The 26,269-nt window shown below is 29.4% G+C and carries 27 protein-coding genes; 15 read left to right on the plus strand and 12 right to left on the minus strand.

Features of this window, described 5'->3' with window-relative positions:
* Window positions 1-113 precede the first annotated feature (113 nt).
* On the plus strand, window positions 114-1,175 hold the full coding sequence (locus AC0N0V_RS09945) for a CotS family spore coat protein (protein WP_474463808.1): 1,062 nt from the start codon (window positions 114-116) through the stop codon (window positions 1,173-1,175).
* Window positions 1,176-1,262: 87 nt separating this feature from the next.
* Window positions 1,263-2,141: a GNAT family N-acetyltransferase gene (locus AC0N0V_RS09950; RefSeq protein WP_474463809.1), complete on the plus strand. Its 879-nt coding sequence runs from the start codon at window positions 1,263-1,265 to the stop codon at window positions 2,139-2,141.
* An 81-nt stretch (window positions 2,142-2,222) separates the two neighbouring features.
* On the opposite strand, the gene AC0N0V_RS09955 is transcribed toward AC0N0V_RS09950, so the two are convergent.
* Both AC0N0V_RS09955 and AC0N0V_RS09960 read right to left on the minus strand, forming a co-directional pair.
* Window positions 2,223-2,378, minus strand: a complete 156-nt coding sequence (locus tag AC0N0V_RS09955; RefSeq protein ID WP_474463810.1) for a hypothetical protein — start codon at window positions 2,376-2,378, stop codon at window positions 2,223-2,225.
* 68 nt (window positions 2,379-2,446) lie between these two features.
* Window positions 2,447-3,631 carry an aminotransferase-like domain-containing protein gene (locus AC0N0V_RS09960; RefSeq protein WP_474463811.1) on the minus strand — a complete coding sequence of 395 codons (1,185 nt, stop codon included), beginning with the start codon at window positions 3,629-3,631 and terminating at the stop codon, window positions 2,447-2,449.
* Between the two features lie 606 nt (window positions 3,632-4,237).
* Between AC0N0V_RS09960 and miaB the strand changes: the two genes are divergently transcribed.
* From miaB to AC0N0V_RS09990, 6 genes are all read left to right on the plus strand, one after another.
* Window positions 4,238-5,584: a tRNA (N6-isopentenyl adenosine(37)-C2)-methylthiotransferase MiaB gene (gene miaB, locus AC0N0V_RS09965; protein WP_474463812.1), complete on the plus strand. Its 1,347-nt coding sequence runs from the start codon at window positions 4,238-4,240 to the stop codon at window positions 5,582-5,584.
* 113 nt (window positions 5,585-5,697) lie between these two features.
* Complete coding sequence (gene mutS / locus AC0N0V_RS09970) at window positions 5,698-8,481, plus strand: DNA mismatch repair protein MutS (protein ID WP_474463813.1); 2,784 nt, start codon at window positions 5,698-5,700, stop codon at window positions 8,479-8,481.
* A 3-nt stretch (window positions 8,482-8,484) separates the two neighbouring features.
* A complete protein-coding gene (mutL, locus tag AC0N0V_RS09975; protein ID WP_474463814.1) occupies window positions 8,485-10,440 on the plus strand; it encodes a DNA mismatch repair endonuclease MutL in 1,956 nt (651 codons plus the stop codon).
* Window positions 10,441-10,472: 32 nt separating this feature from the next.
* A complete protein-coding gene (miaA, locus tag AC0N0V_RS09980; RefSeq protein WP_474463815.1) occupies window positions 10,473-11,423 on the plus strand; it encodes a tRNA (adenosine(37)-N6)-dimethylallyltransferase MiaA in 951 nt (316 codons plus the stop codon).
* A 262-nt stretch (window positions 11,424-11,685) separates the two neighbouring features.
* Window positions 11,686-11,928 (plus strand): RNA chaperone Hfq, encoded by a 243-nt coding sequence (gene hfq / locus AC0N0V_RS09985; RefSeq protein WP_474463816.1) that lies wholly within the window; start codon window positions 11,686-11,688, stop codon window positions 11,926-11,928.
* A 126-nt stretch (window positions 11,929-12,054) separates the two neighbouring features.
* Window positions 12,055-13,335 (plus strand): methionine gamma-lyase family protein, encoded by a 1,281-nt coding sequence (locus AC0N0V_RS09990; protein ID WP_474463817.1) that lies wholly within the window; start codon window positions 12,055-12,057, stop codon window positions 13,333-13,335.
* A 218-nt stretch (window positions 13,336-13,553) separates the two neighbouring features.
* On the opposite strand, the gene lexA is transcribed toward AC0N0V_RS09990, so the two are convergent.
* The gene (lexA, locus tag AC0N0V_RS09995) at window positions 13,554-14,162 is read right to left on the minus strand and encodes a transcriptional repressor LexA (protein WP_474463819.1); all 609 of its coding nucleotides are present in this window, start codon (window positions 14,160-14,162) and stop codon (window positions 13,554-13,556) included.
* A gap of 287 nt (window positions 14,163-14,449) precedes the next feature.
* Between lexA and AC0N0V_RS10000 the strand changes: the two genes are divergently transcribed.
* Window positions 14,450-14,953 carry a hypothetical protein gene (locus AC0N0V_RS10000; protein ID WP_474463820.1) on the plus strand — a complete coding sequence of 168 codons (504 nt, stop codon included), beginning with the start codon at window positions 14,450-14,452 and terminating at the stop codon, window positions 14,951-14,953.
* A 106-nt stretch (window positions 14,954-15,059) separates the two neighbouring features.
* Here the strand turns inward: AC0N0V_RS10000 and AC0N0V_RS10005 are convergent, their stop codons facing one another.
* Window positions 15,060-16,052: a tyrosine recombinase XerC gene (locus tag AC0N0V_RS10005; RefSeq protein ID WP_474463822.1), complete on the minus strand. Its 993-nt coding sequence runs from the start codon at window positions 16,050-16,052 to the stop codon at window positions 15,060-15,062.
* A gap of 98 nt (window positions 16,053-16,150) precedes the next feature.
* The gene (locus tag AC0N0V_RS10010; RefSeq protein ID WP_474463823.1) at window positions 16,151-16,501 is read right to left on the minus strand and encodes a hypothetical protein; all 351 of its coding nucleotides are present in this window, start codon (window positions 16,499-16,501) and stop codon (window positions 16,151-16,153) included.
* An 853-nt stretch (window positions 16,502-17,354) separates the two neighbouring features.
* On the opposite strand from AC0N0V_RS10010, the gene AC0N0V_RS10015 reads away from it, so the two are divergent.
* Genes AC0N0V_RS10015 through AC0N0V_RS10025 form a run of 3 tightly spaced genes read left to right on the plus strand, consistent with a single transcriptional unit; the run spans window position 17,355 to window position 20,287 of the window.
* The gene (locus AC0N0V_RS10015) at window positions 17,355-18,248 is read left to right on the plus strand and encodes an acyl-CoA dehydratase activase-related protein (RefSeq protein WP_474463824.1); all 894 of its coding nucleotides are present in this window, start codon (window positions 17,355-17,357) and stop codon (window positions 18,246-18,248) included.
* A 1-nt stretch (window position 18,249) separates the two neighbouring features.
* Window positions 18,250-19,347, plus strand: coding sequence for a 2-hydroxyglutaryl-CoA dehydratase (locus tag AC0N0V_RS10020; protein ID WP_474463825.1), 1,098 nt, complete (start codon window positions 18,250-18,252; stop codon window positions 19,345-19,347).
* Complete coding sequence (locus tag AC0N0V_RS10025; protein ID WP_474463826.1) at window positions 19,328-20,287, plus strand: acyl-CoA dehydratase activase; 960 nt, start codon at window positions 19,328-19,330, stop codon at window positions 20,285-20,287. The genes AC0N0V_RS10020 and AC0N0V_RS10025 overlap by 20 nt, the downstream gene beginning before the upstream one ends.
* A 139-nt stretch (window positions 20,288-20,426) precedes the next feature.
* Here AC0N0V_RS10025 and AC0N0V_RS10030 read toward each other — a convergent pair whose 3' ends face one another.
* On the minus strand, window positions 20,427-21,194 hold the full coding sequence (locus AC0N0V_RS10030) for an epoxyqueuosine reductase (protein ID WP_474463828.1): 768 nt from the start codon (window positions 21,192-21,194) through the stop codon (window positions 20,427-20,429).
* A 207-nt stretch (window positions 21,195-21,401) separates the two neighbouring features.
* On the opposite strand from AC0N0V_RS10030, the gene AC0N0V_RS10035 reads away from it, so the two are divergent.
* Window positions 21,402-21,641, plus strand: coding sequence for a hypothetical protein (locus tag AC0N0V_RS10035; RefSeq protein WP_474463830.1), 240 nt, complete (start codon window positions 21,402-21,404; stop codon window positions 21,639-21,641).
* Window positions 21,642-21,892: 251 nt separating this feature from the next.
* Complete coding sequence (locus tag AC0N0V_RS10040; protein WP_474463831.1) at window positions 21,893-22,420, plus strand: amidase domain-containing protein; 528 nt, start codon at window positions 21,893-21,895, stop codon at window positions 22,418-22,420.
* A 182-nt stretch (window positions 22,421-22,602) separates the two neighbouring features.
* Here AC0N0V_RS10040 and AC0N0V_RS10045 read toward each other — a convergent pair whose 3' ends face one another.
* The 3 genes from AC0N0V_RS10045 to AC0N0V_RS10055 all read right to left on the minus strand — a co-directional run bounded on the left by AC0N0V_RS10045 (window position 22,603) and on the right by AC0N0V_RS10055 (window position 23,956).
* Window positions 22,603-22,752, minus strand: coding sequence for a hypothetical protein (locus tag AC0N0V_RS10045; protein WP_474463833.1), 150 nt, complete (start codon window positions 22,750-22,752; stop codon window positions 22,603-22,605).
* 184 nt (window positions 22,753-22,936) lie between these two features.
* Window positions 22,937-23,515 carry a 30S ribosomal protein S4 gene (gene rpsD / locus AC0N0V_RS10050; protein ID WP_474463834.1) on the minus strand — a complete coding sequence of 193 codons (579 nt, stop codon included), beginning with the start codon at window positions 23,513-23,515 and terminating at the stop codon, window positions 22,937-22,939.
* A gap of 126 nt (window positions 23,516-23,641) precedes the next feature.
* On the minus strand, window positions 23,642-23,956 hold the full coding sequence (locus AC0N0V_RS10055) for a hypothetical protein (protein WP_474463836.1): 315 nt from the start codon (window positions 23,954-23,956) through the stop codon (window positions 23,642-23,644).
* 394 nt (window positions 23,957-24,350) lie between these two features.
* Between AC0N0V_RS10055 and AC0N0V_RS10060 the strand changes: the two genes are divergently transcribed.
* The gene (locus AC0N0V_RS10060) at window positions 24,351-24,662 is read left to right on the plus strand and encodes a hypothetical protein (protein ID WP_474463839.1); all 312 of its coding nucleotides are present in this window, start codon (window positions 24,351-24,353) and stop codon (window positions 24,660-24,662) included.
* Between the two features lie 70 nt (window positions 24,663-24,732).
* Here the strand turns inward: AC0N0V_RS10060 and AC0N0V_RS10065 are convergent, their stop codons facing one another.
* The 3 genes from AC0N0V_RS10065 to AC0N0V_RS10075 form a co-directional block, all read right to left on the minus strand.
* Window positions 24,733-25,176, minus strand: coding sequence for a GNAT family N-acetyltransferase (locus AC0N0V_RS10065; protein ID WP_474463841.1), 444 nt, complete (start codon window positions 25,174-25,176; stop codon window positions 24,733-24,735).
* 80 nt (window positions 25,177-25,256) lie between these two features.
* Window positions 25,257-25,727, minus strand: a complete 471-nt coding sequence (locus AC0N0V_RS10070; RefSeq protein WP_474463842.1) for a metallophosphoesterase family protein — start codon at window positions 25,725-25,727, stop codon at window positions 25,257-25,259.
* Between the two features lie 13 nt (window positions 25,728-25,740).
* Window positions 25,741-26,253 carry an N-acetyltransferase family protein gene (locus tag AC0N0V_RS10075; RefSeq protein ID WP_474463844.1) on the minus strand — a complete coding sequence of 171 codons (513 nt, stop codon included), beginning with the start codon at window positions 26,251-26,253 and terminating at the stop codon, window positions 25,741-25,743.
* Window positions 26,254-26,269 lie beyond the last annotated feature (16 nt).

Below are 26,269 nucleotides of genomic sequence, written 5' to 3' on the forward strand. Positions count from 1 at the left end.
CTAGTAGGTTAGTATATATGATTTATACAGCTTATTAGTTTCTTTGCATTAAAATGTAATAATTTCTACCTAGTTTAATATACTTTACTAGAGAAAGAATGGAGGGTAGAAATGTGGAAAATATTAGTTGTAAGTACCCAGAGCAACTTTCCAGAAGGGAAATAAACTTTATATATAAAGTTTTGGAACAATATGATTTTAAAGTAAATAGTTGTACAAAAGTAAAAAATGTATATAGAATTGAAACTTCAAATGGAGTTGTTTGTTTAAAAAGAATTAAGCATAGTAGACATAAACCAAATAATGGAAGTGTTATTGAACAAGAGATTTTAAATAGCGATTTTCATAATATAGCAAAGTACTATAATGCAAAAAGCGGCAAAGGTTATGCGAAATATAAAAAAATGTTATTTTGTGTGACTGAATGGATTGATGGACAAGAGTGCAATTTAAATGACATAGAAGAAGCTACTAGTTGTGTAAAATTATTGGCTGAATTTCATTTGAAGACAAGTAACATAGATATAACTAAGATTAAGGTTAAAAACAACCTCAAAAACTGGTCTAAAAAGTTTAATAGTAATTTAAGAGACTTGGAAAAGTTTCAAAAAATAATTGATAAGAAAAGGATAAAAACTGAGTTTGATATAGCCTATTATAATTATTTAGAAAGCTTTTATTATAAAGGCATGATATCATTAAATTTTCTAAATACTTCTGATTACTATAAATTGTCCAGTTATAATACTAAAAGTAGAGGGTTATGCCATGATAAATTTTATGATGAGAGTATTATTAAAAAAGAGGATAGACTCTATCTAGTAGACTTGGATAGTATAAAGATTGACCACCATGTAAATGACCTAGGGAAACTGATAAGGAGATTAATGTATAAAAAGAACTATAAGTGGGATTTTGATAAGGCTAAAGTATTAATACAAGCTTATAATTCGATAAATAAGTTAAGCCAAAGCGAACTAGAAATAATGTTGGCTTTTATGATTTTTCCTTATAAGTTTTGGAAGCTTGGAAAAAAACGATATTTGAAACAAAAGCAATGGGATGAATCTAAGTACCTTCGTAAACTAAATGAATTAACCAACTACAGTGAACTGCAAAATAAGTTCTTAGAAGGCTTTCTAGTTTTTATAAGTGAATATAAAGTAAAATCTTAAATAAAAATTTGACTTATATATCTTAAATATTTATACTTATATTTGGTTATGGTTAAATAATAATATGAAGCAATGGGGAATAAGTTTATGTTTGAATGCGTGTCATTAAATAAATTTAATATGAATAGTTTTAAAGAATTAAATAAATTTAGAAGTAGTTTTAATGTCTTGAATGAGGATTTTTTTGAAATATACTATAATAGTAATTTTGCTCAGAGAATGTTTCTAAGGCGCAGAGTAAAGCTGTTAAAAAAAGACTCGAAATATATTGGATATATATGGACTGAACTTGATGATAAAAATATTTATTCTATAAATGCTATTAATGTTATAGAAAATCGCTTGGGTGTTGTAGACAACCATGCTCCATATAAATTTTTAATTAATACTTTAAAAAGAGGGTCCGTTATAAAATACTTATGTGAAGGTAATGATTATAATTTTGAGGTTTTGAAAAGTTTGGGATTTTCTAAAAGAGAAGGGACATTGATACTTTATTTAAATTTATATAATAGTCAACACTCCGATTTTGACAAGGAATTAGAGTTTGAAACATTAAAACTAGGAGTAGATGAGCAGAAAAGATGCAATATTCAAAATGAAATTTTTAAAAACGACACTAGGATACCGCTTAATATACAAGACATATATTTTGATCAAGCTCAAAGCTATTATTTTGACCAAGGTGCAATATTTGTTAAGAAGGATGGAGAGTATATTGGATATGGTCAAGTGATTATAGAAGATGATACCCCAACTATAGTTAACTTTGGCATACTAAAGGAATATAGAGGTAGGGGTTATAGCAATTCGCTTTTATCATATCTTATCAATATAATAAAGTATAATGGATTTAATCATGTAAAGATAAAAGTTAAAAGTGTAAATGAAATAGCACTAAATTTATATAAGAAATTTAATTTTAAAGTCACAGGAGAAAGATATAACTGGGAATTAAAAATATAACCCTATGGCGTGCATCATAGGGTTATATGGCTTATTTGAATATATAAAATATTAGGATGATTTTATATATTGTTATCTTATCTATTTTATTATGTTTTCTAATGGGATGTGAACTGTTTTAAATTCAAACATAGTATCAAACTGAATCTGTTGAAAATAGGCTCTATCACCTATACAATCACATCTTAAACAATCTTTTTCCTCAGTTATGTTACTTTCGTTTTTAACATCATACATAAATACCCCTCCTTTTAGGAATAGTGTTCCCTAAAAGGAGGGGTTTATTACTTTATTTTTTCATTTTATTAATAAAATTTTGCAAGAACATTTCCTAATCTTTTTACGCCCTCAACAATGTTCTCATCACTCATGCAAGAATAGTTCATTCTGAAGAAATTAGGATGTCCACCGTTAGGGAAGAATGAACCACCAGGAACGTAAGCAACATTATCTTTTAATGCTTCTTTTAATACTTCTGCAGCATCAAGACCTTCTTTTAATTCTATCCAAGTGAATAATCCACCAGTTGGAACTGTAAATTTAACATCTGCAGGGAAGTATTTTCTTATAGAATCAAGCATAAGACCTCTACGCTTACCATATACTACTTTGATTTTTTCTATGTGTTCATTTAAGTCGTATGTTTCCATAAATAGTGCTGTAGCTCTTTGATCAAGTGTACTACATTGTAAATCTGCACCTTGTTTTATAACTATGTACTTTTCTAATATTTGTGGAGATGCGCATACCCAGCCAATTCTTAAACCTGGGCAGAATGTTTTTGAGTATGTTCCAAGATATATTACCCATCCTTCTTTATCAAAACTCTTAATTGAAGGATGTCTCTCGCCATCAAATATTAAGTCTCCATATGGATTATCTTCAATTACTGGTATTTGATATTCAGCTGCAAGCTCAGCTATACGTTTTCTTCTGTCATCTGACATAGTTCTTCCAGTTGGGTTTTGGAAATCTGGAATAGTGTATATCATTCTAACATCTGGATTTTCTTTTAATTGTTTTTCTAATTCATCAACAATCATACCATTGTCGTCCATAGGAATTTCTATAAAGTTAGGCTCATAAGCTTTAAATGCATTAATTGCACCTAAATAACTTGGGCTCTCACAGATTATCTTGTCACCTTTATTTATGAATAATTTTGCTGAAAATTCAAGACCTTGTTGTGAACCTGATGTTACTGCGATATCATCAGCTGTTACATTTACTCCTGCTGGAGCCATTCTTTGTTTTGCGATTATTTCTCTTAAAGGTTTAAAACCTTCAGTTGAACTATATTGTAGAGCTAGTCTACCATCTTTTTCTAATACCTTTTGTATAATCCCTTCCATTTCTTTAACTGGAAACAATTCTGGTGCAGGTAGTCCTCCTGCAAAAGAAATGATTTCTGGCATTTCTGCTAGTTTTAATAATTCTCTAATTTCTGATGCTTTTAATCCTTTAGCTCTTTCTGAAAAACGTACTTCCATAAAAAATCCCTCCGAAATTACAATAAATTATTTTTAGGTCTATATACATATTCTACAATAATTCAGAATTTCCTTTTAACTTTACAAAATATTAAAATTTGAAGTTTTATATGAAATAAACATTTCAATTTTCTGTAATTTGTGCAAACCTTTTCAAATAATAATGAATTTTGTAGAACAGTCTATCTATAGATAATAATACAATTTTTTAGTCAACTTTTCAATGTTTAATTATGTTTTTTATGATATTTTTATAAAAAATGTATGTTATTTTTTAAACAACCCTTTATTTATCATATATATTATATATATTTGAAAATTTTAATATGTACAGTAATATGAATTTAATATTTTAAAATTAGAAAGATTTTAAAAGTTAACTTTCAAGTATAATTTAAATAATAAAAAACAACAAAAAATAGATATTAGTAAAAAAATATAGTATAATGTAGAATGTCGAATAGCTAAATAGAAGTTGATAGGCAATATACAAATAAGTAACGCTATTATAAATTTTATTATAAGTAGTCTTAGTATCATTGATTGCTTTTTTAAGATTTAATTAGCAGTATTAAAAATAAGTAGTATTAGTATGAGGTGAAATAATTGTTTAAAGAGTTGGAATTTAAAAAAACGGATAAGAAATTCTTCATAGAAACCTGGGGTTGTCAGATGAATGAAGAAGACTCTGAAAAGCTGTCAGGGATGTTAAAAAAATCTGGATATAAAAGAACAACCGTAAAAGAGTTTGCGGATTTAATTATATTTAACACTTGTTGTGTAAGAGAAAATGCAGAACTAAAAGTATACGGAAACTTAGGAGCATTAAAAAAGCTTAAAGAGAAAAATCCGGAGCTTGTAATTGCAGTATGTGGATGTATGATGCAACAAAAGGATATGGCTGAAGCTATTGTAAAGAAGTTTCCTTTTGTTGATATTGTATTTGGAACTCACAATGCATATAAATTCCCTGAATACTTAAATAGAGTTAAGCAAGAAGGTAAGTCTGTTGTAGAAGTTCAGGATAAAGAGGATGGAATTGTAGAAGGCGTTCCAATAGACAGAGAAAGTAGTGTGAAAGCATTTGTAACTATTATGTATGGTTGTAATAATTTCTGTACGTATTGTATTGTTCCATATGTACGAGGTAGAGAGAGAAGTAGAAAACCTGAAGATGTTGAAAAGGAAATAAAAGAATTAGTTGCTAATGGATATAAAGAAATTACTTTGCTTGGTCAAAATGTTAACTCTTATGGTAAAGATTTAGAGTCAAAGCTTACATTTGCAGAGCTTTTAAGAAGAATTGACAAAATTGAAGGATTAGAAAGAGTTAAGTTTATGACTTCTCACCCTAAGGACTTAACTCAAGATGTTATAGAAGCAATAGCTGAGTGTAAAACTTTATGTGAGTATATACATCTTCCTGTTCAATCTGGATCATCAAGATTGTTGAAAAAGATGAATAGAAGCTACACAAAAGAACAGTATTTAGATTTAGTACGTAGAATAAGAGAAGCAATTCCTAATGTAGCTATAAGTACTGATATTATAGTTGGGTTCCCTGGTGAAACAGAAGAGGATTTTGAAGAAACTCTTAGTCTTGCTAGAGAAGTTCAATATGACTCAGCATTTACATTTATTTATTCTAGAAGAAAAGGAACTCCAGCGGATGAAATGGAAGACCAAATAGAAGATAATGTAAAGCATGATAGATTTAATAGATTAGTTGAAGTAATTAATGCTTCCGCTGCGAGAAAAAATAAAGAATACGAAGGCAGAATAGAAGATGTGCTAGTAGAAGGCTTAAGTAAAAATGATGAAAATAAGTTAATGGGTAGAACTAGAACTGGAAAGCTTGTGAATTTTACTAGTGATGAAAGCAATATTGGAAAATTAGTAAATGTTAAAATAACTAAGGCTAATTCATTTTCATTAGTTGGAGAACAAGTTTAAGTTGATTGAGAATTGAGAATCTAGAATTGAGAATGAAGATTAAATGAGTTTATGATCTTCATTCTCAATTTTAAACTTTCAATTCTCAATTTATTTTCAAAGGAGGTAAAAAAGTGGGTTTAACACCAATGATGCAGCAATATCTTGATGTAAAGGAAGGCTGTAAAGATTGTATTTTGTTTTTTAGATTAGGTGATTTTTACGAAATGTTTTTCGAAGATGCAGAGGTTGCATCTAAGGAATTAGAACTTGTTTTAACAGGAAGAGAGTGCGGACTAGAAAAAAGAGCCCCAATGTGTGGAATACCTTTTCATGCAGCAAATTCTTACATTAGTAGATTAGTTAATAAAGGTTATAAAATTGCTATATGTGAACAACTAGAAGATCCTTCCGCTTCAAAAGGAATAGTTAAAAGAGGAATTATAAAAGTTGTAACTCCGGGGACATATACCGATTCGTCATTTCTAGAAGAGAATAAAAATAACTATATAATGAGCCTTTATATAGAAAATGAAAAGAATCTTGCTGGTTTATGTTTTGCGGATGTTTCTACAGGAGACTTCAATTGCACGGATAGCAGTTTCGAGATATCTGTTATTTTAGATGAAATATCTAAATACGCACCAAAAGAAATTGTAATCCAGGAGAACGTAGATGAAGAAATAATATCGAGAATAAAGGAGAGAGTAGAGGTTACCTTTTCAAAAGTATCTGAAGACTTTTTCGCCACTGATATAAATAAAACGTTAGAAACACAATTCGCTAATATAAACCTTGATGAATATAATTGCATATTATTGAAATCTTGCAATGGGCTAATAAAGTATGTTATGGAGACTCAAAAAACTTCTTTAAATCATATAAATGAATTTAACTACTATAGTATAGTTGATTATTTAAGTATAGATAGTAACTCTAGAAGAAATCTAGAGCTTACTGAAAATTTAAGAGAGAAAAGTAAAAAAGGCTCTTTACTATGGGTAATGGATAAAACCAATACTGCTATGGGGGGGAGACAACTTAGAAAGTGGATTGAGCAACCATTAGTTGATAAGGTATCAATAGAGAAAAGACTTAATTCAGTGGAAGAGCTTCTAAACAATTTATCTTTGCAGGAAGATTTAAGAGAAGCTTTAAAGGAAATATATGATATAGAAAGATTAGTTGGGAAAATATCTTCTAAGAGTGTAAATGCTAAGGAATTATTAGCGTTAAAAGGATCTATAGAAAAGATACCTACAGTAAAAAATATTCTGGCAGCCTTTGAAAGTAATTTATTTGTAGAAATGTATGATAATTTGGATGAACTTAGAGACGTTTATAAAATACTTGATGAGTCAATATCTGAAAGTCCATCAATTTCTGTAAAAGAAGGAAATATAATAAAAGAAGGATATTGCAAGGAAATTGATGAACTTAAGGTTGCAAAAGCACATGGTAAGGAATGGATAGCTTCACTTGAAAATAGTGAAAGGGAAATAACTTCCATCAAGTCCTTAAAAATTGGTTATAATAAAGTATTTGGGTATTATATAGAAATTACTAAGAGTAACCTAAATTCCATACCAGAAGGAAGATATATAAGAAAACAAACTTTAGCTAATGCAGAAAGATTTATTACACCTGAGTTAAAGGAAATGGAAGATAAGATATTAGGTGCAGAAGATAAGCTAATAAATTTAGAGTATGAAGCTTTTGTGAAGGTAAGGGAGGAAGCGGAAAAACAAATTCATAGGATGCAGGACACAGCGAGAACCATAGCGGAATTAGATTGCTTATGTTCGCTTGCTATCATAGCTTTAGAAAATAACTATAGTAAACCAAAGATAACAAATAGTGAGGAGCTTTATATCGAAGAGGGAAGACATCCTGTTGTGGAAAGAATCATTCCATCAGGAAGTTTTGTATCAAATGATACAATTATAAATACAGTAGATGAGCAACTCCTTCTTATTACAGGACCTAATATGGCAGGTAAGTCTACTTATATGAGGCAAGTAGCTTTGATTGTTATTATGGCACAGATAGGAAGTTTTGTACCTGCTAAGAAGGCTACTATAGCTGTATGTGATAAAATATTTACTAGAATAGGAGCCTCTGATGATTTAGCAGCTGGTAAAAGTACCTTTATGGTAGAGATGTGGGAAGTGTCGAATATATTAAAGAATGCCACAAATAAAAGTTTAATTTTACTTGATGAGGTTGGTAGAGGAACTAGTACCTATGACGGTCTGAGTATCGCTTGGTCAGTTATAGAGTATATCTGTAACAATAAAAAATTAAAGTGTAAAACCCTATTTGCTACACATTATCACGAGCTTACTAAACTTGAAGGAGTTTTAGAAGGTGTAAAAAATTACTCTGTATCTGTAAAAGAAATAGGGAGTGATATTGTCTTTCTTCGTAAGATTGTAAGAGGTGGCGCGGATCAGTCCTATGGTATCGAAGTTGCAAAGCTTGCTGGATTGCCAGATGAAGTGATTAAAAGGGCCAAAGAAATACTAGATAAAATAGAAAAAGAAAATGCAAACGATATAAATATGGATAACTTCACTATTACAGAATCTAACCACAAAAACTTTGTTGAAAAATCAATTTCAGTGAGTAATACACCTGAAAATAGGGAAGAAATAGCAGTAGATAAGTTAGATGACAAACAAGTAATTAAAGATAGAGAAAAGAATGAGGATAGCATAAATAATTCAGAGAATTTGATTTTGAAAAATAATTGTGATCAAGAATATGAAAGTTTACCACTGCAAATTAATTTTGCTGATATCGAAAAGCAAAATTTAATAAAAGAACTTGCTTCTATAGATATATTGAATATGACTCCTATGGATGGATTTAATAAATTATATGACATAATAAGAAAGGCAAAAAATTATAATAGTTAACTTATGCTTAATAGAGGTGGTACTTTGAAAAGAATAAATGTGCTTGGTATTGAGACTTCAAATAAAATAGCAGCGGGGGAGGTTGTAGAACGTCCTTATTCGGTTGTTAAAGAATTGGTTGAAAACAGCATAGATTCTAATGCAAGGAATATAACTGTTGAGATTGTCGATGGCGGACAAAAAAGTATAAAGATTATAGATGACGGTTACGGAATACACCCAGACGATATTGAAAAGGCGTTTATGCCTCACGCTACAAGTAAAATAAGCAGTATAGAAGATGTTTATAATATAAACACTATGGGATTTCGTGGAGAAGCCCTAGCTAGTATCGCAGCGGTATCTAATATTACATTGAAAAGTAGAATTGAAGAATTTGATTATGGCAAAGAAATATCTATCAGTGGGGGAAATATTAACTACATTAAGGACATAGGTACTAATATAGGAACTACAATAGAGGTTAATGATATATTTTATAATGTTCCTGCAAGACTAAAATTTTTAAAATCTACAAGTAGAGAAGGAGCGTATATATCAGATATTCTTAATAGACTTGCTCTCGCTAATCCTCAAATCTCTTTTAAGTTTTTAAATAACAATAAAAAATCATTAAATACTTATGGAACTGGTAAGATAATAGATGTTATAAGAAGTATATATGGAAAGACAATATCAGAAAATATAACAAGTTTCGAAAAGCATAATGACGTGGTATCTATTCATGGATTTATAGGTAATTCTGAAATAAGTAGAGGAAGCAGAAATAATCAAAGTATATTTGTGAATAGAAGATATGTAAAGAACAAACTTATAACTGCTGCAGTAGAAAATGCATTTAAGTCTTTTTTAACTATTAATAAATTTCCGTTTTTCATTGTGTTTTTAGATATATTTCCAGAATATATAGATGTCAATGTACATCCTACAAAATCGGAAATTAAATTTAGAGACGATAGAGAGATATTTAAAATTACATTTGATGCTGTTCATGAAGCTTTACGTGATTCTTTAAGGGAGTCCTTTAGCATTTCTGTTGATGATGAGAATAAAGAGGATTCCTTTAAGGATGAGATTGTAAAAGAGAGTGTTCAAACTATTAAATTTCCAATTGATTTAAGTTCTTTTAATGAAAGTAATTATATTAATGAAAATTCTGGCAATAATAAAAATGATAACCAAGGTTATTTTGACCATTTTAATAATAAATTATCATATATAAAAGAGAATGTGAATAAAGAGGATCAAAGTAATTTTACCGCGTATGATAGTACTAATAACCATGAAGAAAGACCTGAAGGTGTTTCGGATGTAGATGATAAAAAAAACTATGATTACAAGGATAAATGCAATCATTCCATAGATGATAGAGTAGCTAAATTTCCATCGTTAAACGTTATAGGTCAGTTTCATAATACTTATATACTAGCAGAGCTCATGGATAATTTATATCTTATAGATCAACATGCAGCACATGAGAAAATCTTATTTGAAAAATATAAGAAAAGCATACAAGTAAACACAGTGGTATCCCAAGTTTTAATAACTTCTGCAATAGTTGAGTTGTCTTCTGAGGACTTTGATATATTTAAGGAAAATAGCGAAACTTTTAAAAAGGTTGGATTTGACATTGAGATTTTTGGTGATAATACTTTAAGCATAAGGGAGGTACCTTTAATATTAGGTAAACCTGATATTAAAACCTTATTCATGGATATATTAGATAACTTAAAAAATCTAGGGTCTGGTGAGACGTGGGAGGTAAAGTATAATACTATAGCAAAGCGTGCATGTAAATCTGCAGTTAAAGCAAATGACACACTGTCAATTATTGAGATGAAAGCATTAGTTGAAGACTTAAGGTTTATAGATGACCCTTTTACTTGCCCTCATGGTAGACCGACAATTATTAAATTCAGTATAAATGAACTAGAAAAGAAATTTAAGAGAATACAATAGTGATTTTAAACGAATAGTAAGAGGGGGATTATATGATAGATTTATTTATACTCGCTGGACCAACAGCAGTAGGAAAGACTGATATATCCATTAAATTAGCTAGAAGGCTTAATGGTGAAATAATATCAGCGGACTCAATGCAGATATATAAATATATGGATATCGGTTCAGCTAAAATAAAAGAAGATGAGATGAAGGGAATTCCTCACTATCTTATAGATGTAGTAGAACCACATGAGAATTTTAACGTATCTGAGTTTAAGAAAATATCTACTAAGATAATAAATAGTGTTAATGAGAAAAGAAGGCTTCCTATGTTGGTTGGTGGCACTGGACTTTATATAAATTCTTTAATTTACAATTATGATTTTACCGAAGCTGCTACTGATGAGGAATACAGAGAGTATCTATACGGGTTGGCAGAAACAAATGGCAAGGAGTATGTCCATAGCCTACTTAAGGAAATTGATGTCGAATCCTATGAGAGATTGTATCCAAATGATTTAAAAAGAGTTATAAGAGCCTTAGAAGTATATAAGCTTACAGGAAAGACAATAACGAAATGCAACGAAGAAAACAACATTTATGATATTCCGTATAATGTATATTACTTTGTTCTTAATATGAATAGAGCTACACTTTATGAAAGAATAGATAAAAGAGTAGATATTATGATTGAAAATGGGCTTATAGATGAAGTTAGGAAGTTAAAATCTATGGGATATACAGCTGAGATGCAGTCTATGAAGGGAATAGGATATAAGGAGATGCTATTCTATTTAGATGGTAAGATAACATTAGACGAAGCTATATATTTAATTAAAAAAGGTAGTAGAAATTACGCCAAGAGACAATTAACTTGGTTTAGAAAAGATAAAAGGGTAATTTGGATAGATAAGGATGAGTTTAATAGTGAGGATGATATAGTGGAATATATAGCAAATAAGTTTCATTCAATTAAGGATGAAACTATAGATAAATAATTCTGTAAATTTTATAATAAAATTAAAGGGATTTTATCATAACTTATAGAATTATATAAAATAAAAATTGTGTGGTATTGTTACTTTAATTTAGTAGCAAATAGATATATTAAATAAATTATAAGGAAAGGCAGGTGAAAAACTGCTATAGTAGGTATTAAACAGGAATCGTAGTATAGAAACCTGTAATACTACCACCTTATCTATCCATAAATAAGGTGTAAAATCAATTTTGGTGATTTTTAATAGCAGGATGAGGAATATGAGTAAAACGGCTAATAATCTACAAGACATATTTTTAAATGGAGCTAGAAAAGGTAAAACATCAGTTACTATACACTTAACTAATGGTTTTCAGATAAAAGGGAATGTAAAAGGTTTCGATAGTTTTACGGTAGTTCTAGATTGTGACGGTAAGCAGATGATGATATATAAACATGCAATCTCTACAATAACTCCTTTGAAACCAATTCTATTTAATAATATCCCAGAAGGAGATGCTTAAGAATAGGCTAATAATTGCCTATTCTTTTTTTATATGGTATTATAATCAATGGAATTAGTATATAATTAAACAAAATTATACAAAAATATACAAAAGCTAAATTATGAATTTCAGGAGGTTTGTAAAATGATAGATATAACAAAAGAATACCTTAAAAATACTTATGGTATAAATGATGAAGTACTTAGTTTTTATGAACAAGCTATAGATGATATAAAAGAAGAGTTCTCTAAATATGATGAAATAAGAGAATTTAATCAATTTAAGGTTTTAAATGCATTTCAAGAAGAAAGAATTAGTGAATCTCATTTTACTAATTCATCAGGATACGGTTATGGAGATATAGGGAGAGATTCGCTTGATAAAGTTTATGCTAGAATTTTTAATTGCGAAAGTGCATTAGTTAGACCACATTTTGTAAATGGAACACATGCATTAGGTACAGCTTTATTTGGTAATTTAAGACCTGGGGACACTATGATGTCTGTATGTGGAACTCCGTATGACACTTTACATAATGTAATAGGGATAAGTGGCAAGAAAAACATTGGTTCGTTAAAAGAGTATGGAGTAAACTATAAGCAAGTAGATTTCACGGCTTGCGGAGATATAAATTTTGATAATATTAAGAGTGAATTAGAGAATGATAAAAGTATAAAGTTAGTACACATTCAAAGGTCTACAGGTTATGGATGGAGAAAGTCATTATTAATCTCTCAAATTAAAGAAATTATAGATTTCGTTAAGAATATTAAACCAGAGGTAATATGTTTTGTAGATAACTGTTATGGAGAGTTTTTAGATATACAGGAACCTACAGATGTTGGAGCGGACTTAGTTGCAGGTTCCTTAATTAAAAATATTGGAGGAGGGATAGCTCCAACAGGAGGATATATAGCAGGTAAAGAGGAATACGTAACTCAGGCTTCATATAGATTGACTGTTCCTGGAATAGGGGGGGAGTGTGGATCTACCTTTGGAGTTATGAGACTCTTATACCAAGGATTATTTTTTGCACCACATGTAGCTATTGAAGCGGTTAAAGGAGCTTTATTTTGTGCAAGAATAATGGAGTTAGCTGGATTTGAAGTGCTTCCTAAATATACAGATAAAAGAAGTGATATAATCCAGGCTATCAAATTTAATGATAAAGATAAATTGATAAATTTTTGTAAGGGAATACAACTAGGTTCCCCGATAGATTCTTTTGTACAATGTGAGCCTTGGGATATGCCAGGGTATACAGATCAAGTAATAATGGCTGCTGGTGCATTTGTCCAAGGCGCTTCCATTGAATTATCTGCTGATGCACCTATAAGAGAACCTTACATTGCATATTTACAAGGTGGATTAACTTTTGACCATGCAAAAATAGGAGTATTGATAGCTTTGTCAAAAGTAATATAAGTAGTTTACAATGTGAAATTTTAAAATCATATTTCGCTAAAATTTATTAAGTTAGTATAATAATATCAAGTAGTTATATTATATTGATAGATAGGTTGTTATGTATTTTAAAATTTAATTAAGATAAGAATTCATTTTGTGTTTTATATAAAGAAAAGAGTGGGCATTAGTATAGAAATTAAATTTCAATTTAATGCTCACTCTTTTACTTAGATATTTTAATACTGTCTATAAACTCCAACAAGTTTACCTAAAATTGTACAGTCATTAACAATTATAGGAGACATAGTACTATTTTCGGGTTGAAGTCTTATATGATCTTCTTCTTTATAAAATGTTTTAAGTGTAGCTTCATTATCGATTAAAGCAACAACAATCTCACCATTTTGAGCAGAAACAGCTTTTTGTATTATAGAAAAATCACCATCTAATATACCAGCTTCAATCATACTTTCTCCCTTAACCTTTAAAATAAAAAGTTCTTCATTACCTTTTATAAAATCTACTGCTATTGGAAATGTACCTTCTATATTTTCTACTGCAAGTATTGGAAGACCAGCAGTTATTGTACCGACGATAGGGATGTTCACCATTTCCTTTTTATTTAACTTATCTTCAGTTATTATTATTGTTCTAGGTTTTGAAGGATCTTTTGATATTAATCCTTTTTTCTCTAATCTTTCAAGGTGACCGTGAACTGTAGATGTAGATTTCAATCCAACAGCAGCACATATTTCTCTAACTGAGGGTGCATACCCTTTTTCTTTTATTTGATTTTTAATAAATTCATAGATTTCTGTGTTTTTTGTACTTTTGTGTTCTGACATATTAAACACCTCTCTTATTTAGTTATTAGAATTATACCACATATTGTTAGAAATATCAAACTAATGTTCTGTTAAACTCTTTGTTTAGATATAAAGTTAAAAAAACTCTTGGGAATTACGGTTATATTATGTATAATAGTATTTAGGCCTAAATTTAAGAGATTAAATATAAATTAGGAATTGCTCATTATTTAGATTGGTAACGAGTATTGGATTAATAGAATTTGTTTCCGGAAACTTATCCGGGAAATATGTTCGAAGATTTTTAAATTAGAAAGGAAGTAGCTATGAATAGGGAATACTGTATTTTTAACTCTAAAAAAGAATGTAATAATTGTGGAGAGTGTGAGAGATGTGATTTGAACTCAAACAAGAAGTGTAATAATTGTGGTAAATGCTTAGAGTTAGAAGGTTATGACATGAAAGCAATAAAAATTGATGAAATAATAGATGATGTAAAAGACAGCCAGGAGATTGAGCAACAGCTAGAGAAGTCCAGAATAGGTGAAATTGAAAACGAAAATTATTCTCAATTATCAAGTGGAGTAATGGGGAATGAATCAGATGATGATACATTTGATGATGAGGGTTTAATGGATTCATGCGATGGCTATGATGAGGAATATAGTGAAGTTGATAATGATGATATTGTATTCAATGAAGAAATGGATGATAACTTAGTTTATATCGATGATATCGAAGGGTTAAGTGATTTACTTGAAGAAGATAAGGTTAGTGAGATGTACCCGGGTGTTTTGAGATATAATGGGAAAGAGAATGATATAAATTAACTAAGTAAAACGCAAAATTAAAATACAGTTTCAACTATGAAGTGATTAAATTTACTTTATAGTTGAAACTGTATTTTTATGTTAATTTAAATATAGTGATTTAGATTTAATAGGTGTTTTCATCACTCAATGGATTAGAGTTTATTGCTTCTCTTAATTTTTCATCATCAACATGTGTATATATTTGAGTAGTTGATAGATTTTCGTGGCCTAATATTTTCTGAAGGCTTCTTATGTCAACATTACCGTATTTGTACATTAAAGTTGCAGCTGTGTGTCGTAGCTTATGAGGGGTATATTTATCGGTATCTAAATCAGCGGCTTTTAAGTATTTTTTCAGCATCATCTCTACGGTTCTTTTGTTAAGTCTTGTCCAATTTTTACTTATGAAGAGAGCGTTTTTATCAATGATTTTATGTAGATTTTCGCTGCGGACTGATAAGTAATTTTCGATAGCTTTTATACATGCGTTGTTTAGATATACGGTTCTTTCTTTATTTCCTTTACCGATTACTGTTAATGTATCGCCCTTAATATTTGGGATATTAATTCCGCATAACTCGGAAAGTCTAAGGCCACAATTTAAAAACAATGTTAGTATACAATAATCCCGTTCTTTATTTTTTCCGTCTACAGCTCTTAAAAGAGACTTACTTTCATCTAAAGTGAGATATGTAGGATTTCTTCTGCTTATTTTAGGAGATTCTAGATTTAAAGCGGGATTTTCATCCACAATTTTTGCTATACCACTAAGAAACTTAAAGAATGATCTTAGAGTAGCAACTTTCCTGGCTCTAGCATGAGCGCTATTTTCTCTATATTTCTCTGTGAAAGATAAGAAGGCAAAGAGATCAGGTAATTTCAATTTTCTTATGATATTATCGTCTATATCATATATAGGAATTTCTTCAAAATCAAGATTATTGTCATAGGGTAGGTTTTTATATAATTTTAAAAATCTAAAAAACATAATTAGATCAATTCTGTAGGCATTTATAGTATTGGGGGATTTACCTTTTATAGTTTCTAAGTAATTTAAAAAGTTTATTACTTGCTCAGGCAAATCGTTATTGCGTATTGCTTTAATATCATATTTCATATTGCTAAATTCCTTTCAACCTTTTTAGGTATTTCTTTGAGTGTGTTGTATATTGATTGACTTACGTTTGAACTAGAAATTCTTAATATTTTCTTGGTTTATTCATTATTGGTATATTTAGAGCGTCTTTTTTTTACAGCTATTTTTTGAGCTTCTTTAAGAGTTCTGCTTAGGCCTAATTCTTTTAACCATATTTGAATAGTGCGAACTCCAACGTTGTAGATATCAGCAATATCAGAAGTGCTAACTTTTCTCTTTTTAACTAGGATATATAAATCTTTTATTATGTACTCGTAACCCCTATGTGTTTTTGAAGATTTGTAGTTATCGTATATCTTCAGTAATAAAACTTCATCCTTTGCGTTTAATGGAATATTCAATAGCTCTTTAGTTTTTTCATCATATTTAAAATTTTTATATTTAAGTGTTATAATTCTGTCTAAAGTCATAAAAACCTCCTTAAATGTGCTTAAAGCCTTGATTTTATTATACTACAATCCCCTTTTTATTTCAACACGCGAAATTCGCTAAATGTATATTTAGCGAATATACATTTACGTAAATTTATAGGTGAATACTATTTATTATATATTAGATTAGTTTATAACCTTAGAATTAGCTAAAATGCTGTATGATTATATTAAATTGCTTGAGTGTATATATTTAGTATAAAAGTTAATGTGAAATTGTTGTATATAATTGTAAAAGTAGCTCTTTATAATTCCACATACAAGTCTTAATTGATAATATTCTCATTTAGATTAAAACGATTCAAAAAAGCATTTTTAGTTCTTAATATTCATTATTGTATATTAACATATTATGAATAATTGATGGATATTTATTAATTCAATATAAATCCACATTTTAACAAAGTGCTTGTAGACCTATTTTTCTGCTTTCATCCCCTATTCTTCCCTTTCTAACAGGGTGCAACCCAAAAGCAATATATGTTAATATAATAATAAAATGTAAAAATAATGAATATAGTTTTATTCATAAAATTTAAAATTAAAAATTTAATTATCTAATAATTCCACAATTGATTTTTTCTAAAACTTATTTTTAAAATATAAGCAAGATGTATAAAATGACAATTAGTTCTTATTCAGAGTCTTGGATTAAATTAATTTACAAATTAGTACCGTTTACAAATGTTCCATTATAGAATTATTTTTAGCTTAAATATTAATTCTAGATACATATAGATTATATTTAGAAATGTGAATAATATTATAAAAACTAGACAAAATATACTAATGTAGCATAATTGTACCTATACTTACTAAAGGAGAGTTATTAATGAGAGTTGGTATACCTAAAGGATTATTATATTGTAAGTATTATCCATTTTATGAAACCTTTTTTACAGAGCTAGGAGCAGAAATAGTTACATCTCCAGACACTAACAAAGATATATTAGATATAGGGGCGAAATACTCTGTTGATGAAGCTTGCTTGCCTATAAAGGTTTTTCATGGTCACGTTGCTCAAATTAAAGATAAATGTGACATTATGTTCATTCCTAGGATAATGCAAATTGATAATAAGGAATTTATCTGCCCGAAGTTTTGTGGATTACCAGAGATGGTAATTAACAATATACCTGATATGCCTAAAGCTATTATATCCCCTATTTACGCATCTTCAGAAAAACAATTAAAAAAATGGGCTAGAAGCACAGGCAAAGTATTTAACAAAAGTAACCTTAATATAGAAAGAGCATATGAAGCTGCTATTAAAGCACAGCAAAAGCATAAAACTAGCATAAGGGATGAAGGATTTAACTTAAATGTTGCATTAGTAGGTCATCCTTATAATATTTATGATAATTTTACAAACATGAATGTTGTTAAAAAGTTAAATAAGTTAGGTATAGGTGTAATAACAGAAGAGAATGTTGAAGAAAATCATATAAGTAATCAAGTAAAAGATTTATTCAAAAGACCTTTCTGGACTTTTGCAAAAAATTCTTATGGTTTTTCTACCTATCTCGCAGAAAATAATAATATTGATGGTTTAGTTTATGTATCATCTTTTGCATGTGGTATAGATTCTGTTGTTATAGAACTTATCAAGGATAGATTAGGAAACTTCCCTATTCTAATCTTAAAAATAGATGAACATACTGGTGAAGCTGGGTTTGATACGAGATTAGAAGCTTTTGCTGATATGCTAGAAAGAAGGTGTAGCTAATATGAAAATAACTTTTCCTCATCTTGGGAACACTTGTTTTGCTGCAAAAGCTATTTTTGATGGTCTAGGTGTAGATTATATAATTCCTCCACCTAGTAATAAAGAAGCGTTAGAAATAGGATCATTACATTCCCCCGAAGAGATGTGTCTCCCCTTCAAAATAATGATTGGGAATTATATTAAGAGTATTGAGCAAGGAGCTGACACTGTTTTAATTGTGGGAAGTTGTGGCCCTTGCAGATTCGGTGAATATTGTGAGATTCAAATGAAATTACTGAAAAAATTAGGCTATAATTTAGATTTTGTGGTATTAGATAATCCAAAAGATATAGGCGTTAGGGAATTTTTAAATAGGATAGAAAAAATAACATTACACAGTAATAAAACACGAATAGAAAAAGTTAAAATTATTCATGATGCGTATAAAGTAATTAATTTAATAGATAAGATTGAAGAAAAAGCCAGATTACTTTCTGGCTACGAAGTAAATAAAGGAGAGTGTAAAAAACTTTTACGACAGTGTAAAAGTGAAGCTTTCAAATGTTCAACTTCAGAAGAAATGATAAATCATTTGAAAAAATATGAGAAAATAGTAAATAGCATAAAAATTGATAAAAGAAAGAATCCGCTTAAGATAGCTATTATTGGAGAAATATATACTATAATTGAACCGTTTTCAAACTTATATATTGAAGATAAACTAATGGAATATGGAGTTTCCACCAAAAGATATCTTTCCCCAAGTTGGTGGTTTAAAAACATGGCTTTGTCCCCTATAAATATGAATTCACTTAATATAAGAAGAGCTTCGAGAGAGTATTTACCTTTATATATTGGCGGCCACGCAAGAGAGTGCATTGGAGAAGCAGTAATTGCACATGAGAAAGGATTTGATGGAGCAATTCAAATATTTCCGATGGGATGTATGCCTGAAATTGTTTGTAAGTCTATACTTCCTTCAATTTCAAAAGATAAAGACTTTCCTATACTAACTTTAGTTGTAGATGAAATGACCGGAGAAGCTGGTTATGTTACTAGAATTGAAGCCTTTTTAGATTTACTCGAAAGGAGAAAAGAAAATGTATTATATGGGAGTTGATGTTGGCTCTGTCAGCACAGATTTAGTACTTTTAGATAAACATTTAAACGTAGTAGAATCTTTATATTTAAGAACTAAAGGTAGACCAATAAATGCTATTCAAGAAGGTTTTAGAATTTTAAAGGATAAATATAATAATAAAGAAATAATAGCTGTAGGAACCACAGGAAGTGGTCGCCAAATAGCTTCTTCTCTAATTGGCGCTGATGTCGTAAAAAATGAGATAACGGCACACGCGGTTGCATCCTTAAATTCTAATAAAGACGTTAGAACAATTATTGAAATTGGAGGTCAAGATTCTAAAATAATATTATTAGAAAACGGCATAGTTACTGACTTTGCGATGAATACTGTATGTGCAGCTGGAACAGGTTCGTTTCTTGATAGGCAAGCAGAAAGATTGGAGATACCTATTGAAAATTTTGGAGAATATGCATTAAAGTCTACAAATCCAGTTAGAATTGCAGGAAGATGTGCTGTTTTTGCTGAATCTGATATGATTCACAAACAGCAATTAGGTTATAGTGAGAATGATATTATACGAGGACTTTGTGAAGCTTTAGTAAGAAACTATTTAAGTAATGTAGGAAAAGGCAAAGAAATTAAATCCCAAATCTTTTTTCAAGGTGGAGTAGCTGCCAATATTGGTATGAAAGCCTCCTTCGAGGAAGCGTTGGGGTGTGAAGTAACTGTGCCTAAAAATTACAAAGTTATGGGTGCTATCGGTTCCGCTATTTTGGCAAAAGAACGCTTAGAAAAAACTGGTGAAATTACTAATTTTAAAGGATTTGATTTGGCTGATATGAGTTTTAATTCTAAGAGCTTTGAATGTGAAGGCTGCCCAAACAAATGTGAAGTTGTAAAAATACTTGGTAGTGAAACTGTAATGGGATTCTTCGGAGATAGATGTGGGAAATGGAGCGGATCTGTTGCTGTATAGTTAAACTGTAATTACTACTATACCATATAAAAAGTATCATTATCTATTTCAATTAGATTTAGCTAATGATACTTTTCTTATATAATATACTGGTATTAGAGTAAGTGGTTACCGAATAGACTTATTCAACTCTACAAAATTATAGGCTTGCCGTTGGGTTTGTAAAAGAACAAGGTACCCTTACCATACATTTACCACATACATCTGATGGACCTAAGTGATTATAAATCTTGTCGTTATTCAAACACATTTCATGACATTTCTTCCTGTTAAATCCATCAACTTTTAAAGCATCATTAACACATCTTTCAACGCATTTTTTGCAACTTCCATTGTATTTATATAAACAAAATTCTCTTTTTATAGCATCAGATTTTTCAATTTTTAAATTTGTTATTATAGTTCCCACTCTTCCTGTGCACCCTTTTTCAGTTATAAGCATATTATTTAATCCAAAGGTTCCCAATCCAGAAATATAAGCAGCGTGTCTATGAGACCAATCATTTATTAATTTATTATAATCAAAGTTTATTGACAAGGGTACTCCAACAGTATTAAATCCTTGTAGTTCTAATTCGTTTTCTATGTATTCGTTTAAATCTAATATTAACTTATTTGTATCAACATAAGCTCTAGCCCAAAACTCAGAACTCTCTTTACCATCTATGTTACTCTGCGCAATGGACTTTTCAAATGGTATAAAATAGGTAATTACTGTTTTAGCATCCTGCAAAAAGTCTTTTGGTAATTTGTGGTTTTCTCCAATAATTTCTTTCAATTTTAAAAACATAGTGTCTTCTGCATCAGCAAACTTTATTAATGGATGACTCCACTTAGTTTGCATGTTATTGTTTGTTGAATAAGTTCCCACATAAGATTCAATTAGGTTTTCTACTAAATTTTTCATTTATATCCCCTTCCCCAAAATAGAACTTAGCATTGTTTCATTTACCTATTTATACCACAATTTTAGTAAAATTGCTATATGTTAGGTTTTAAACTTTAAATGTCAATTTATACATGTAATTTAACGCAGTGTAGATGAACAAAATAAATACAAGGAAGGAGGTGTAATACTGATTTATTGTTCTAATATCAATATAGAATTTAAACTATGCAAACTAAAATTTATTATAGTTTAATAAATCAGGTTTTGAATATGCCACAAGGACGAAAAACATCAAGAGATGATATGATTTTATCCACTCCAGCACTTACTGAATCATTAGGTAGTACTACTTCTGCTGGCTTAACTGAAGGGCTTACAGGTGATAAGCCTTTATTTCCTCATTATAATGATACTAATTACTCAAAAAGTGAAGTAAAAGTGAAAACTAAAACTAAAAAAATGTAATTTAAAAGGTGCATAGTATACCTATGTGCCTTTTAAGTTACATTTTTTTAGAATGAAAAAACTCACCATATGGTATTGGCATTAGATAGTTCATGTAATGCTAGAGATTTATATGGTTAATAAATATAAATCCCTAGCATTTGATTTAAAACGTATTAGACAAACAATATGCTTGAAATTAAATTTATTTTACACCTTATATGTAGATGTTACATAAAATATTATGAAGAATAATTTTTATGGAGAAAAGTATGTATTTATTAAGGCAAGGTAATTATTCGAGGATAGATGCGGTTAACTATGCGACTAAGTATGCCCTTAAACCTAACCCAGCGTATAGGTACTTTCCTTTAGTCAATGATACTAGCGGAGACTGTGCTAATTTCATATCACAGTGTCTTAGAGCTGGAGGAGCACCTATGAGCTTTGATTCTAAAACTCCTTGGTGGTATAGAACTAATAATAATAATAATGTAAATGATGATACTTGGTCTATATCATGGGCTGTAGCACATTCACTATATTGGACATTAAAAATTAATAAAGAATCAAATTCACTAGGACCTAAGGGATTGGAGGTCCCTAATATACGAGAGCTTGAATTAGGCGATCTAATGTTTTTTGAAGATAATAAAGGAAAGATATTTCATTCAGCAATAGTTACTGCATTTTCATTTGGTTATCCATTAATATCCCATCACTCTTTTGAAGCGTTAAACATACCATATCAAAGAACTTGGGAGTCGAAAAAGATACACTTTCTGAAAATTAGTATTTAGAAGATTAGTTGTTTTTACTGGATATAGTAATGATATTAATAAAATTTGTATTTGGACTTAAATAAATATTTATTTTCTTAGTTTTATAGATTTTCACTAGAGATATTATTATATGTCTAGTGAAAATCTGTTTACCTTTATAATAGACATAAGCTTTATTAATAGCAATAAATGTATTAAGACTATTTATCATGCTTATACTGAAAGTAGTAGTTGCTAACTATAGGGGTTGACATATAAAAGTCTTCCCCGTCTAAATCAACCGCTGCTCTCTCATCTTTTTTGTTATCTACAGACTTATTTTCGTTGAATTCCTTTTTTTCTCGTTCCATAATGTATTTTGCTACTTTTTAATATATACCAATGTTTATAGTTGAAATTTTAGTAGCTATCTCCTTTCTTAATTTGTATTTCAATACCTTTATTTATATATTATTTACATAAAACACATTACCTATGAATAACTTTAAGATTATAACGAAAAAAAGATGGCCTTTAGACCATCTTGTAATTTACTTACTTAGAATAGAATTCGAGTATTTTAGAGAATTTAACTTCAACAGGAATTTCATCCTTTTGTGGCATTCTTATAAGTTTACCAGAGAAGCTTTCTTTATCTTTCTCTATGTACCTCAAAGTAATTTCTATAGTATTAAAGTTCTCTACAAATAATTCATTTTTTCTAGATTTTTCTCTTAGGCTTAACTTATCACCTATATCTACTATATATGAAGGTATGTTTACTTTTTCACCATTTACTAAAATGTGATTATGAACTACCATTTGTCTTGCTTGTCTCAAGGTAGAAGCAAAACCTAGTCTATATACTAGATTATCGAGTCTTCTCTCTAATGTTTGAATTAACATTTGATCTGAACTTTCTTTAGATTTTAGAGATTCAAAAACATATCTTCTGAATTGCTTTTCTAAAACACCATAATATGCTTTTAACTTTTGTTTTTCTATTAACTGTTCTCCATACTCAGAAAGTTTTCTTTGAGGTTTAACCCCTCTCTTTAAAGCTTTTGGATGATTAAATACATTTACGCCTAGATGTCTTGCTACTTTGAATCTAGGTCCCATTGGTCTTGCCATTTTATTCCTCCTAAAATATTATACTGCGATAATAATTTAGCGCCAGACAGCCTATAGTTATAATAACATAAAGTAAACACTTTGTAAATGATAATATATATCAATTGATATATAATTTCATTTAATTTAAATATGCTTGTTTATTATAATAAAATACCTTTGTTCAATTTTATTATTTCCCTTTTTAATATTTAGAATTAACTCTAATAGTATACCTATTAATAGCGATGGAATAGAATGAGTAAATACTCTTGCTGCGAAGCTTACAATATATTCTACTGTGAGAGCACTAGTATACAAGGAGTCCAGGCCTGAACTTATTGTAAATGTTGAACTTAATATCCCAAAAGGTAACCATAAATTTAGGATTCCAATAATTAGCTCATAATACTTAATTATTATAAGTTTTTTAGTTTTTCCATCTTTATATAAGTATTTCATTAAGTTCCACTTGTAAATTTGGGATAATATTTGCATACAAATAAAAACTAAAAGCAAAAATACAAGATGAAAAATAAGCTCTTTAAGCATATGTATGTTCTTTTTATTAATAAATTCGGTCATAATGAATATTATAATTAAAATAAGTGAAAGGAAAAGGTTTCGTAAACTAAGTGTATATCTTAAGAATCCTTTAGATTGTATTTTTAGCCAATAATTATAATCATAATTCATAGTTATACCTCACTAATCAACATATACAAAGTATTTAAAGTAGGTTATATTATATTTAAAATATAACCTACTTATGATTACTTATATTAATTTTTAGAATAGAAATTGAAATAAATACAAACACTACCAAATAGAAAATATATAGAAAGGATGTTTTAAATTGAATTTATCTGAATCCTTATTATGTCCTGTATGTAATGGAAATCACTTTAGGATGAAGCGTCAAGCTACGTATGTTTATACTTATAATATTAATACACCAATTACTGAACAATGGAGTGAGGAAAGTGATGCTCTGCCATTCTTGTTCGATAATAGAGAACAAACCGACTCAAAAGAGTTTCTAGAATGTGCTGAATGTGGAGAGATCTTTCCCTGCCCTTTCTTTACAGATAAAGAAAAGATTAGCGTGACTATTTTACAAAAAGCTATAAGATCTGATTATAAAGAAGAGCCGGAGTTTTTTGGATAGTAATTATTAAAAGCCCTTAACTAAAGTTAATAAAGAACTTTAGTTAAGGGCTTTTATAATACTCTGTTTATCATTTTATATATAGCATATCCACATGGGGAATATTATCTTCAAGATACGCATCTGATACTTTTACAAAACCTAAGCTTTCATATAACTTTATAATATATTGTTGAGCAGAAATTCTTATTTCCGTTTCCTTAAGCTCTTGTTTAATAAAATTAATAGCTTTTGTTAATAAATGTTTTGCTAATCCTCTATTCCGATAATTTTTATGTACCAAAACCCTACCAATAGAAATCTCCCTGTAAGAAAGTCCTTTTGGCAGTATTCTAAGATAAGCTATAATAGTATTATCTTCTTTCAAAAACATATGAAAAGAGTTTAAGTCTTTATCATCACATTCCTCATAAGGGCAATTTTGTTCTACAATAAAAACGTTAACTCTTTCTCTAATAATGCTATAGAGCTCATTTACATCTAATTCCTCAAACTTTTTTATAACAAAAATCATATTGAATACTCTCCACTTCTACTAAGATAAATATACATACTAAATTTCATAGTTTAATGCCAATTTGCATTACTTGCGATTTAATTATTAGGTATAGTTACTAATTCTATGTCTGAACGTGAATTGTCTATATTAATTACGGCTACGCTAATAGGCAGGTTGAATCTGCGTGGACCTGCACTACCAGGATTTAAATATAAAACATCATTTAGAACTATATTTTCCGGATTGTGAGAGTGACCACTAATAACGATATGAAATCCTGAAGTTTTAACATCTAAATCTATGTCCCTTACATCATGAATAACATATATTAATTTTTCGCTTATTTCTACTACTTCAGTTTTATGATATTTATAAGCCCAGTCACCTTTATCACAGTTTCCTCTTACAGCCACAACCGGTGCTATTTTTTCTAGAGATTTAATTATATCAGGATTACCTATATCACCAGCATGAATTATTAAATCAGATTCTTTAAAAAGATCTAGTGCATTCGGTCGTAAAAGCCCGTGTGTATCTGATATAACTCCTATTTTACATTTACTCATCCATTTTCATCTCCTACATACCACATTTGCTAGCTAAATTATATAGTTCCTCATCACATACTCTATACACAGTCCATTCATCCATTGGTACAGCATCCATTTGTTTATAGAACTCTATAGATGATTTGTTCCAGTCTAAGCACCACCATTCTAGTCTGCCACAATTTCTTTCTAAGGCTAATCTAGCTAAAAATGAAAGCATTAATTTACCTAATCCCTTGCCACGAACCGCTGGTCTTACGTATAGATCCTCTAAATAGATGCCTGGTTTCCCTAAAAATGTAGAGAAATTATGAAAGAATAATGCAAAGCTTACAGGTGCACCTTTATACTCACCAATAATAACTTCAGCAGCATTACGCTTAAATAATGATTCTCTTAAAGTATCCTCTGTTGCAATAACTTCATCAAGTAAATTTTCATAGTTAGCTAATTCCTTAATAAACTTTAAAATTAAAGGTATATCTTTTTCCTCTGCAAATCTTAAATTAAACTCTTCGATCTTAGTTGTTATTATATTATTCATTTTTTATCCCCCCCCA

The organism is Clostridium sp. CS1-1, assembly GCF_056135525.1.